We start from the raw sequence: 12,238 nt of genomic DNA, 5'->3' as shown, positions 1-12,238 counted from the left end.
GGGTTTAAATGGCTGATTTAACATTAAAAAATATTTATAAAACATATAGTGACGGCACAAATGCAGTTGAGAATTTTAATTTAGAAGTAAAAGACCATGAATTTATTGTGCTTGTTGGACCATCAGGCTGTGGGAAATCTACTACTTTACGTATGATAGCGGGGTTAGAGGAAATTTCATCGGGTGATTTTCTCATTGGCAATGACCGCGTAAACGATGTTGAGCCAAAAGACCGCGATATCGCGATGGTGTTTCAAAACTATGCCTTGTATCCTCATATGACTACTTATGACAATATGGCATTTGGATTGAAATTAAGAAAAATGGATAAAGCAGAAATTCGCCAAAGAGTAGAAAATGCTTCTGAAATACTAGATTTAACAAAATACTTGGATAAAAAGCCGAAAGCCTTATCTGGAGGACAACGGCAACGAGTTGCATTAGGCAGAGCCATCGTTCGAGATGCCAAAGTTTTTTTAATGGATGAGCCTTTATCAAATTTAGATGCGAAACTACGAATGCATATGCGAGCGGAAATTATTAAGCTACATAAACGATTACAAACAACAACGATTTATGTTACGCATGACCAAACGGAAGCACTGACAATGGCATCACGCATTGTAGTGATGAAAAGCGGACGCATTATGCAGATTGGTACGCCAACGGAAGTTTATGAAAAACCGCAAAATACATTTGTTGCTAGCTTTATTGGATCTCCACCAATGAATTTTTTGACGGGGGTCGTAACAAATGACGGTTTAAAGGTAGACAACATTATGTTAAAAGCTTCTGCTCAAAGTATAAAAACTTTAATTGACAAAGGTTATTTAGATAAAAAAATTATCATTGGCATTCGTCCTGAAGACATCTCCAAAAGCCTTGAGGCTGTACAAGATGAAAAAACATATAAGGCTCGAATTACAGTGCCTGAAATGCTTGGCTCTGAAACGATTCTTTATTTTGATTTAGATGGGCATGACATGATTGCCAAGTTGCGTACTGCTGAGACATTTAACATTGATGATAATATCTTTATCCAAATTAATATGGATAATGCCCATTATTTTGATGAGGAAACAGAACAAAGAATTTTTTAAGGAGTGTTATAGATGCAATCAAAAAATGATTTAACCTCTACAGATAAAATTTCAAATGGGATGTTTCTTGGCACATATGCCCCAGCGTTAGTTGAGATGTGTGGTTTAGGGGGCTTCGATTTTATTGTTTTGGATAATGAGCACGGTGCTTTTAGTGACAGAGATTTAGAGGAGCTCATTCGAACAGCAGATGCGGTAGATTTATTATCAATCGTCCGTGTTTCATACGATGAATCAAGTATTCAAAAAGCGCTTGACCGAGGTGCTCGCGGGATTCAAGTACCGATGGTTAATACGAAAGAGGATGCATTAAAAATTGTGCAGCAAGCGAAATACCCTCCTTTAGGTAAAAGAGGGGTCGCTTATTCACATAGAGCAGCAAAATATGGCTTATTGAGTGGTCAGCGTTATTTAGATGAATGCAACAATGAGACATTTATAGCAATTCATATTGAAACATATGAGTCATTTGAAAATTTGGATGAAATTTTACAGGTGGAAGGAATTGACCTTATCTTTATTGGTTTAACAGATTTATCTGTAGATATGGGATATACGGACAATTCAAATCATCCAGATGTTATGAATGTGGTGCAAGAAATTTATAAAAAGGCAAATGCAGCGAATGTTGCAGTTGGGGAAGTTGCAGGAAATGTAGAAGCAGCCCAAAAAGCAGTAGCTAGAGGGGCTAGCTATGTGGTTTTAGTAGGAACAAATTACTTAATGAAATCATTGCAGGGATATATTGCAAGTATGGAGTAACATTGTGATGACAATTCAAGCTTTATTAAATGGATATAAGAGCAAACGATTTAAGCCACGGGAAATCATTCAATCCTATTTTCAAAAAATTCATGACTTGCAACCAAATGCCAATAGCTTTATTCAAATAACGGAAGAGTTAGCACTCGAAGAAATAGAATCCTTGCAGGACAATCAACCATTGTATGGTGTACCGTTTTCTGTGAAAGATTGTATTGATGTAAGAGGGTACATAACAACAAATGGTGTACTCGAAACAAATGCTGTGAAAAAAACTGAGCATGCCTCTATTTTTGATAAACTTGAACGGGCAGGGGCAATCTGTCTAGGAAAAACCAATTTATCGGAATATGCAACAAGTGTGCTTTTACCAAGTACCTCGTTTGGTGCAGTGACGAATGCACAGCATCCAACCTTTATTCCAGGCGGTTCAAGCAGTGGTTCAGCAGTAGCAGTTGCCCAAGGTGTATCTTTATTTTCAATAGGAACAGATACATCAGGCTCCACGCGTATTCCTGCTGCATGTAATGAAATTGTAGGGTTTAAGGCTCCATATAAAAGGGCGCTTTTACATGGGGTAACACCACTATCTGTGACTCAAGATCATATTGGCATATTGACGAAAAACATAGCCGATTTGAAAAAGGTATTACAGAGCCTTGATATGGTTAGCACGGATACTATAAAAACTGTGAAAAAAATCGGTATTCCTAAAGGGTATTTTGATACATGCTTAGATGCAGAGGTTGCCAACTCACTAGAGAAAGTTTATCAACAATTTCTGCAATTAGGATTTGAACTAGTTGAGCTAGATACATCTTTTTTGCAAGACACATTAGCTGTAACTAGAACGATTGGTACAAAGGAATTTGGCAGGGAACATATGAAGGGTCTGGGGGATAATCCACATCTTTCCCAAACAATCAAGAACACATTACAACGGAGCTTAGAAATTACAGATAATCTGTACAATGAAGCTTTAGAAATAAAAGAAGCATGGACACGGAAATTTATTCAGTATTTTAAACAAGTTGACATGATTGTAACACCGACATTACCGATTGTTCCACCTATGCTAGACATTACAACGATTACATTAAATCAAAAGCAACACGATGTAGAAGAATTACTTGTTAGGTGTACAAGTCCATTTAATGTCATGGGGTTCCCAACAGTGTCTCTACCATCCAATATAGTTCATCGAGACTTGAAATTTTCTATACAGCTCACAGTTTTAGAAGAAGATATTAATTTATTATTAGATTTTGCAAATGACGTTTTCGAAAAATGATAAATTAGGGGGCAATTAGATGAAGAAATTTATGAAAAAAAGTAAGTTCTTATTGGTTTTTGTTAGTGTCTTAGTCTTAGTTCTTAGCGGCTGTTCAGGTGGAAGCTCGGGTGAGGTTGATACATCAAAGCCTGTCAAAGTGCTATTATCTGCTGGTGATATTGGTCAGTTTAATGCTTGGAAAGCGCGTAGTGAGGAATTCACAAAAGAGACAGGTATTAAAGTTGAATTTTTAGAAACACCGTATGACAACTTACTAGAAAATATTACGACTGATGGTATTTCTAACGGTGGTGCATATGATTTAGTTGTATTTTTAGATTCTATGGGACCCGCCCTTACACAATTTTTGGAGCCTTTAGATAGCTATATTCAAAAGGATAATTTTGATGTAGGAAGATGGCCGAAATCGTTAGTTGATTTATCTACGTTTGATGGTAGCATCTATAGCTTCCCAGTGCGTGGACATGTACAGATGATGTTTTACCGTGATGATATTTTTAAGAAATACAATTTAGAAGTGCCAACGACTTGGGATGAATTTGATGTAGTAGCACAAACGATTAAAGAAAATGAAGGCATGGATGCCATTGTTCCATACTATAAAACGGGTAACAATGGACAAAACCTGTTCATGTGGACATCTTATTTATGGGGCAATAAAGGCGACATCTTTGATGAGAACTACAAGCCAATTTTCAATAACCAAGAAGGAATTGAAGCAACTCAAAGATACGTAGATTTATTAGTAAAAGATAAAGTAGCTGCTGCTAGCTCTGTTTCTTATGGAGAGCAGGATTCTCGCACACATTTTAAACAAGGCGACGGTGCTATTTGGATTGGCTGGTGGTGGGTGTACTCAGAATTTAACAGTGCTGAAGCATCCGCTCCTGAAGTTGTAGGAAATGTAAAGTATGCACCAGTACCAACATGGGATGGTCAAGGTACATCAACAAATATTAGCTCATTCCCATTAGCCATCACAAAAGGCTCTAAAAATAAGGATGCTGCTTGGGAAGTTTTAAAATGGATTTCGTCTACTGAAGAAGAGCTAGATATTGTAACGCAAACTTGGGAAAACACAATTGACCCATCGCAGGCATCAACAGTTGTAACACAGCTTGATAATTTAAAGGATGCAAAATTAAATGAGCTTTCAAACAACTTCTATCAAGTTGGAGCTGAAGGATTCGAAAATTCGAAAGCATTACCAAACATTCCAGAATGGTCACAGATTGCAGATACATTGAGCTCTGCTATTTCCAATATGGCTACAGGTGCATCTGTAGAAAGTGAATTAAATAAAGCTGCATCTCAAGTTGAAGCCATTTTACAAAGCGCTGGTTATTACGAATAGTAAAACTGTACAAGTGTGTTAAGTAGCTTAAAAATATATTAGCACACTTGTCTATTTTCATCTCATTCAAACGATTTCTTATGAATCTGTAGATGTTCATATGAAATAAGAAAAGAGGTACAAGATGAATAAAAATCTTTTTAAATATTTACTGTTGGCTCCAGCACTATTACTTATCTTATTAATTACAATTTATCCGTTATTTAATTCATTTTGGATTAGTCTTCATGAATGGGATTTGAAAAAATCCGTTGAAATGGGTAACTTTGTTGGATTGGATAACTATATGAGGGCGTTTACAGATAAATATTTTTGGAATAGTGTCATCATCACACTAATTTTTGTAATTAGTACCGTTGTAATTACATTGACGTTAAGCTTTATTGTTGCTCTGTTACTAAGCACTGATGGTAAGTTTATGCAGTTTGTACGTGCGATTATTATTATTCCATTTGCAATCAGCCCAGCATTAGTAGGTTATTCATGGAGATTTATGTTAAACCCGGAATATGGCCTATTCCATAAAATTATGGGGACATTTTTCCCCTTCTTAGGTGATGTTGTTTGGCTAGGCAGTAGTGTCACTTCTTTGTTGGCTTTAATATCGGTGACAGTATGGATTTGGCTACCATTTATGAGCTTAATGTTTATTAGTGGATTAATCGGTATTTCAACAGAGGTATATGAGGCAGCAAAAGTAGATGGAGCAACGTGGGTACAAACGATTTTCAAAATTACACTACCATTAATGAAGCCTATTATTTTAATTGCTTCTATTTTAATGACAATGTTCACACTAAAAGTATTTGATCCTGTTGTCACTTTAACGCAAGGAGGACCAGGTAACTCAACAGAGGTATTGAATTTCTTCATTTATAAAAATGCTTTCAGATACTTTGATATGGGGTATTCGTCAGCGCTAGGCTATATATTAGCAATGATTACAATTATTTTTGTAGTCATTTATATGAGAAAGCTAAGCAAAGGAGATGATTGGAGTTGACAGTTGTAAAATCGACAAATCAAAAAAAGTTCAACATGAAGAATTTCCTTAGATATATTGGTGTATGCCTTGTGCTTATTTTCTTGTTCTTACCTATATTATGGATTGTGATGACAGCTTTTAAGACAGAAAATGATTCATATAATTTTACGATATTTTTTCAGCCAGTTTTAGATAATTTTAAGTTTTTATTTAGCCAACAATTTAATTTAGGAAAGTACTATTTCAACAGTATATGGATTGTCTTTGCTACATTGATTATTACGATTCCAGTAAGTGTTTTAGCGGCATATAGTTTGTCTCGCTTTGAAATTAAAGGAAAACAATTAATTATGTTTGCTATTTTAGCTACACAATTTATTCCGCTAGTGGTGAATTTAATTCCATTATTCTTGATTTTCAGAAACCTAAATTTAATTGATACGACAGTCGCGCTTATCATTGTTAATCTGGGACATACAATCCCGTATGCTATTTGGTTAATCAAAGGCTTTATTGATCGCGTTCCCATTGATACGGAGGAGGCAGCATCGATTGATGGCGCGAATAGATTTCAGATTATTACCAAAATTCTGATACCTACCGCGCTACCTGGAATTATTACCGCCACAGTTTTCTGCTTTGTTATTACATGGAATGAGTTTATGTTTGCATTGATTTTAACACAAAGAGAGGCTGTTACTTTACCAATCGCATTATCATTCTTCAATGGAGAAAAAGGTGTTGTTTGGAATCAAATGGCGGCTGCAGGAATTGTCTTCATGCTACCAACAGTTATTTTCATGCTATTAGTGAGAAAACAGTTTGTACAAGGTATGACTTCAGGAAGTGTTAAATAAATAAAAAGGTGTGGTATGCAAATGGAAAAAGAAAATAAACAGCTAGAAAAACAAATGGAAAAAGAAGAGGTGTCGAATGTGAAAGAAACTATGCCTGCAACGAAGAAAAAATATGACCATATCATTCATTATGCGAATACGGCAGATGTTAATATGATTGACCATCGAGATGATGAAGACTATATATCACTAGAAAGCCATCAAATCAAGAAACAGAGTATGAAAGGTTTTAATAGTGAGTACAACAATATCGTTGATTATATTGTTAAAATTACAAGACAAATCTGGAAAGAGAAGGATATTGGTCTTATTTATGACACATACAGTACTAGTATATCTGTCCATAAAGGTTTAGTGAATTCACATGGAATTAACGAAGTTATTTCGGGTACATTGCAAACGCTGCAAGCATTCCCAGACCGTAAAGGATTAGGCTGGAGCGTCTTGTGGTCTGGCAATGATGAAGATGGCTTTTTCACATCGCATCGAGGAAAATCCTATGCAACGAATGCTGGAGATAGTGCCTATGGCAAGGCTACAGGTAAAAAGGTGATATTTAGAACGAGCGCGGATTGCTTAATTAAGGATAATAAAATTTATGAAGAATGGCTCGTAATGGATACATATCATTTAGTGCAACAATTAGGTATTGATCCTGTAGAAGTAGCCAAGAAATTTGCAAAAAGCTCAGTTAATCTAGCACCTCCAATTCAATTTGGTTTACCGGAAACAGCAGAAATGGGATTGCCACCAAAATTATTAGATATAGATTTGAAAAATTGGGAAGTAGGCAATTTCATGCTTTACATGTTTAATCGAATTTGGGATCGACGCTCAATTAATTTTGTACGTGAATGTTATGAGGAAAATGCAGTTGTGCACTATGTATGTAATAAAGATGTAATAGGGTTCAATGAAATCCAAGGTATGTATATTAGCCTATTTGCATCTGTACCAAATGCCAAACTAATTTTAGAACGCATCACATGTAATAAACGCGATAACGACTTTAATTGGGATGTGGCAGTACGCTGGCGCTTACAAGGTGTACATGAAGGATTAGGTTATTTTGGTGCACCATCTGGAAAGTTTATCGAAATTTGTGGCATCAACCATTATAAAATCCGCAATAAAAAAATTGTAGAAGAGCATTTTTTATTTGATGGAATCGAAGTTTTACGACAAATTCATACTGAAGTAGTGAATGAAGATAGCGGCATTATTATTGAGGATGGCAATTTTTCTGGGGTATCTTAAGCAATTTTAAACTTTCATATTCAAAGGAGAACAGCATGAAAAAGACACAGTTGTGGATTAATGGTCAATGGGAGCCGACAGACCAAACATATGAACTTTATGCACCATTTTCTGGTGAATTACTTGCACATGTAGCAAAAGCAACTGTTTCAGATGTTAATCGTGCAATAGAAGGAGCACAAGAAGCATATCAAGCATTTAAGCAAACAAGTGCATATGAACGTTCTGAAATATTGTATAAAGTAGTGGAACTACTGAAGATGCGTAAACAAGAAATGGTTAATATTTTAGTGAAGGAAGCTGGTAAACCTGCGAAAGCGGCAATAGCGGAAGTAGAGCGTACCATTTCAACTTATTTATTTGCCGCTGAAGGTGCTAAACAGCCTAGCGGTGAAACTGTCCCTTTGGATGCTGCACCAACGGGAGTTGGCTATATGGGCTATACAAAAAGAGTTCCTTTAGGCGTTGTTTCAGCCATTACGCCATTTAATTTTCCGTTTAATTTAGTAGCACATAAATTAGGACCTGCCTTTGCTGCGGGGAATACAGTTGTGTTAAAACCAGCAAATCAAACACCTATGAGCGCACTATTTATGGCGGAAATATTTAAAGAAGCTGGATTACCAGATGGGGCATTACAAATTGTTACTGGTTCAGGTGGAGAGTTGAGCGAAGCTTTGACTACTCATAGATACATTAAAAAGGTCACATTTACTGGTAGTGAAAAAGTCGGGTTGGAGATTAAAGAAAAAGTAGGCTTACGGAAGCTGACGTTAGAATTAGGTTCAAATTCTGCATTAATTATAGAGCCCAGTACCCCAATTCAACAGATTATTCAGCGAGCAGTAAATGGCGCATTTAATTTCGCAGGACAAGTATGTATTTCGTTACAAAGGATATATGTACATCAATCTATTTATTCACAATTTGTAGAAGCTTTCGTAGAAGAAACAAAAAAATTAGTTATTGGCAATCCGGCAGATGGGACTACTGATATATCAGCTATGATTAACCCAAAAGAAGTACAACGTTTGCAAAGTTGGTTAGAGGAAGCGAAGGAATCAGGGGCACAAATTATTGCTGGAGGGACTTTTACAGAGCGTATTATGACACCTACAGTCGTCGTTAATACTTCTCCAAACATGAAAATCGTATGCCAAGAAACATTTGCACCTGTCGTTTCAATTGTACCGTATAAGGATTTGGATGAGGCAATTCATCTAGTTAATGCTTCTAATTATGGATTGAATGTTGGCATCTATACGCAAAATTTAACAGATGCCCTGTATGCAGCTGATGACATTGATACGGGGTCATTGATTATTAATGATATTCCCTCTTTCCGTGTAGATAATATGCCGTATGGTGGCGTAAAGCAAAGTGGTTATGGGCGTGAAGGAATTAAATTTGCTATTGAAGAAATGACAAATTTGAAATTTATAGCAGTGAAAAAGAGTTTGTGAGACGAGTAGGAGGGAATTTAAAATGATTTATGTGAAACAAGCCAAAAGCACAACTGCAACATCAATGAACGAAGTGTCTACAATTGTTAAGGATATTATTGAAGATATAAAGCAAAATGGGGATGTCGCAGTATTAAAATATGAGGAGAAATTTGGTTCTTCTAACAGACCATTTCGCGTAACGCAAGAGGAGATTGATAATAGCATTGCTCAACTCTCTAGTGACACAAAAGAATTAATTGATCGAGTAGTAGAACGGGTAAATGCCTTTGCTAAGGCGCAGCTAAAGTGCTTGCAGCCATTAGATGCAGATTTCGGTGATGGCATTAGAATGGGGCATAAAATCGTACCAATTGAAACAATTGGTGCATATATTCCGGGGGGACGCTTCCCATTACTTTCATCTGGCCCAATGGTGGTTGCGCCAGCAAAGGTAGCAGGTGTTAAGCGCATTGTTGCATGTAGCCCTGCAAACTATCAAGGAGGAATTCATCCTGCTGTTTTATACGGACTTGTCAAATCAGGTGCTACAGATATTTTTGCTATTGGCGGTGCACAAGCCATTGCTGCGATGGCTTATGGTACAGAAACAGTACCAGAAGTAAGCATGATTGCGGGTCCGGGAAATAAATTTGTAGCAGAAGCAAAAAAACAGGTTTTTGGGAAAGTAGGAATTGACTTACTTGCAGGTCCAAGTGAAGTTATGGTATTTGCTGATGAACATGGCAATGCATTAAAGATTACGGCTGATTTATTAGCGCAAGCCGAACATGACCCGAGTGCACGTGCGATATTTGTGACAAATTCGATGGATGTAGCAAATCGAGTAGTAGAACAAGTACATGAAACATTGAAGGAATTTTCAAATGATTCACCAGCACATGCTTCTTGGGAAGATTACGGTGAAGTCATTGTTACGGATTCAATCGAGGAAGGAATCGCGGTATGTAATGATTACGCAAGTGAGCATTTACATGTACATGTAGAAGAAGCTGATAAATATACGGCAAGTTTAACAAATTACGGTTCTTTATTTATTGGAGAGGATAGCTCAGTTGTATTCTCTGATAAAGTATCGGGAACAAATCATACACTGCCTACATTAAAAGCTGCTAAGTATACAGGCGGATTATGGGTAGGAAGCTATATTAAAGTATTAACGCATCAAAAAATAACCGGTGAAGGTGTCCAATACTTAGCGAATCACGCTGCACAGCAGTCTGAAATCGAAGGGTTAGAGGGGCACAAACTATCTGCAGCAGTTCGAATTAAATAAATAAAAAGTGCCGGATCCCCCCTTCCGGCACTTTTTTAGCTACATCACATTAGATTGTTGATAGCCTATTAGAAGAAATGCTTGAGTAATTTGAGGATATTCGGGGTGAAAAAGCGCCTTTTCTGACGCTCTTTTACTGTACAACCCCATCAACCATCTTCACAATACGATTAACGTATGGCAGCATTTCTTCATCGTGTGTGACGATTAATGTAGCGATATTTAGCTCTTTTGTGATGCTTTGCAGTAGCTCCATTATTTCTTTCGAGCGTGTAGAATCTAAGCTAGCAGTAGGCTCATCTGCAAATAAAACCTTTGGCTGATGAATGATGGCACGGGCAATTGCGACACGTTGCTTTTCACCACCCGACAGTGAAGCAGGGTACATGTTTTTTCGGTGTTCCATGCCAATCAATGATAAAATGTGGTCGATATGCTGCTGTTGCTTAGTCTTAGCCCATTTTACTTCTGCTACATCAAGCATAAGGAAGAGCTGTTCCTCTACAGTTAAAAATGGTACAAGATGGGCAAATTGAAAGACGAAGCCGAACTCACTAGCACGCACCTGACGAATTTGTTCTTCATTCATTGTGGCTAAATCGTGCTCATTAAAAATGATACTTCCCTCAGAGGCAGATTGAAGTCCAGCGGCAATTGTGAGCAGTGTGCTTTTGCCTGAGCCAGATGAGCCTACTAAAGCAGTCATTTCACCTGGATATAATGTCAAACTAACTCCTTTTAATATTTCTTCTTTTACTTCTCCCATTTGAAACGTTTTGTGTACATCAGTCACTGTAAATAAAGCCATTTTATCCATCTCCCCGCTGTATCGCCTGTAAAGGTTCAATTTGTTTAATTTGCAAACCAGAAAGCGTTGCCCCTATGAAGCCGATTACTAAAAAAATGCCAGCCAATTGTAGCGTAGTAGTAATTGATAAATGGAAGGGCATTTCGCTCGGCGCAAGCAAGACAAAAGCCTGGCTTAAGGCAATTGCAAATGCAAGGGCAATGATAGTAATTACAAGCATTTGTGTCCAAATTAATTGGAATAGCTTAACCGTTTTTAAACCGATTGCTTTTAAAATACCGTATAAGCCAATTTTTTGTACATTCATCATATAGAAGAAAATAGCGAATAGCATTCCGCTGATGATAATCAAAAAGCTTACAATCATATTTAAAGACATTTGCTCTGCTTTATAGCTTGGGATACTTTGAAGTAATGCTTTTGCAGTAAATGCTTGCAATCCATCAATCACAAGTACCTCACTATTTGGGATAAAAATTAATTGCATCGTATTTGTGCGATACATTTCTTGATAATCCTGTTGATTAATAAAGGCAACAGGTGCATGACTGTATTTTTGCTCCTCAACAAAGCCTTTCACAGTCAACTCACCATTCAATTGATTACTTACTAAGCGATCCCCTATATTTACACCTTTTGCTTGCAGTGATTGATCAAGCACAACCTCTCCCTGCGCTATTTCTGGAAATAAATTTGAAGACGTCGCTGTAGTGAAGGCTACACCATGCTGCTGCTCCTCTATATCATTTAAAAAGCCCATTGAAATTGATAAGGCAACCGCATTGTCATGCTGTTGAAGCAAATCATCCTGTATATTTTGCGGGATTTGAGACATATTGAATGACCCCTCCGCCTTCTCCGTCATATAAAATTGCCCATTCGGCAAATTTCTAATCAGCGCCGCATTGTCCTGTGACAAACCATTCGCCAACCCCGAAATAATCAATGTCAAAAAGCTGATAAGAAAAACAATTGAACCAACAATAATAAACCTCACTTTATTTCGTTTCATTTCCTTCCAAGCAAGATTCATACGAAGCACCTCCATGTTTCTTGATAACCTAACTATAAAAGGCAAAACT

11 protein-coding genes are annotated in these 12,238 nt (G+C 37.0%); 9 read left to right on the top strand and 2 right to left on the bottom strand.

The features are described 5' to 3' along the window. The first annotated feature begins 8 nt into the window (after nt 1–8). From C9J36_RS16340 to hisD, 9 genes are all read left to right on the top strand, one after another. Nucleotides 9–1,100 carry an ABC transporter ATP-binding protein gene (locus C9J36_RS16340; RefSeq protein WP_066165926.1) on the top strand — a complete coding sequence of 364 codons (1,092 nt, stop codon included), beginning with the start codon at nt 9–11 and terminating at the stop codon, nt 1,098–1,100. A gap of 12 nt (nt 1,101–1,112) precedes the next feature. After that, nucleotides 1,113–1,862, top strand: coding sequence for an HpcH/HpaI aldolase family protein (locus C9J36_RS16335; RefSeq protein ID WP_107943779.1), 750 nt, complete (start codon nt 1,113–1,115; stop codon nt 1,860–1,862). 7 nt (nt 1,863–1,869) lie between these two features. Further along, nucleotides 1,870–3,153, top strand: coding sequence for an amidase (locus tag C9J36_RS16330; RefSeq protein WP_107943778.1), 1,284 nt, complete (start codon nt 1,870–1,872; stop codon nt 3,151–3,153). A gap of 19 nt (nt 3,154–3,172) precedes the next feature. Then, complete coding sequence (locus tag C9J36_RS16325) at nt 3,173–4,510, top strand: ABC transporter substrate-binding protein (RefSeq protein ID WP_235616102.1); 1,338 nt, start codon at nt 3,173–3,175, stop codon at nt 4,508–4,510. Nucleotides 4,511–4,634: 124 nt separating this feature from the next. Continuing rightward, on the top strand, nt 4,635–5,513 hold the full coding sequence (locus C9J36_RS16320; RefSeq protein WP_066165935.1) for a carbohydrate ABC transporter permease: 879 nt from the start codon (nt 4,635–4,637) through the stop codon (nt 5,511–5,513). Next, a complete protein-coding gene (locus C9J36_RS16315; RefSeq protein WP_235616101.1) occupies nt 5,510–6,352 on the top strand; it encodes a carbohydrate ABC transporter permease in 843 nt (280 codons plus the stop codon). The genes C9J36_RS16320 and C9J36_RS16315 overlap by 4 nt, the downstream gene beginning before the upstream one ends. Nucleotides 6,353–6,373: 21 nt before the next feature. Next, nucleotides 6,374–7,609: an ester cyclase gene (locus C9J36_RS16310; RefSeq protein ID WP_235616100.1), complete on the top strand. Its 1,236-nt coding sequence runs from the start codon at nt 6,374–6,376 to the stop codon at nt 7,607–7,609. 35 nt (nt 7,610–7,644) lie between these two features. Continuing rightward, nucleotides 7,645–9,072: an aldehyde dehydrogenase family protein gene (locus C9J36_RS16305; protein WP_107943777.1), complete on the top strand. Its 1,428-nt coding sequence runs from the start codon at nt 7,645–7,647 to the stop codon at nt 9,070–9,072. Between the two features lie 22 nt (nt 9,073–9,094). Then, the gene (gene hisD, locus C9J36_RS16300) at nt 9,095–10,348 is read left to right on the top strand and encodes a histidinol dehydrogenase (protein ID WP_107943776.1); all 1,254 of its coding nucleotides are present in this window, start codon (nt 9,095–9,097) and stop codon (nt 10,346–10,348) included. A gap of 133 nt (nt 10,349–10,481) precedes the next feature. Here hisD and C9J36_RS16295 read toward each other — a convergent pair whose 3' ends face one another. Further along, nucleotides 10,482–11,156 carry an ABC transporter ATP-binding protein gene (locus C9J36_RS16295; RefSeq protein ID WP_107943775.1) on the bottom strand — a complete coding sequence of 225 codons (675 nt, stop codon included), beginning with the start codon at nt 11,154–11,156 and terminating at the stop codon, nt 10,482–10,484. Nucleotide 11,157: 1 nt separating this feature from the next. After that, nucleotides 11,158–12,189, bottom strand: coding sequence for an ABC transporter permease (locus tag C9J36_RS16290; protein ID WP_066165950.1), 1,032 nt, complete (start codon nt 12,187–12,189; stop codon nt 11,158–11,160). Nucleotides 12,190–12,238 lie beyond the last annotated feature (49 nt).

Origin of the sequence: Metasolibacillus fluoroglycofenilyticus (assembly GCF_003049645.1) — a bacterium.
GTDB lineage: Bacteria > Bacillota > Bacilli > Bacillales_A > Planococcaceae > Metasolibacillus > Metasolibacillus fluoroglycofenilyticus.
The sequence above is the reverse complement of the archived record's forward strand: the minus strand, read 5'-3'. Positions and strand labels throughout refer to the sequence as shown.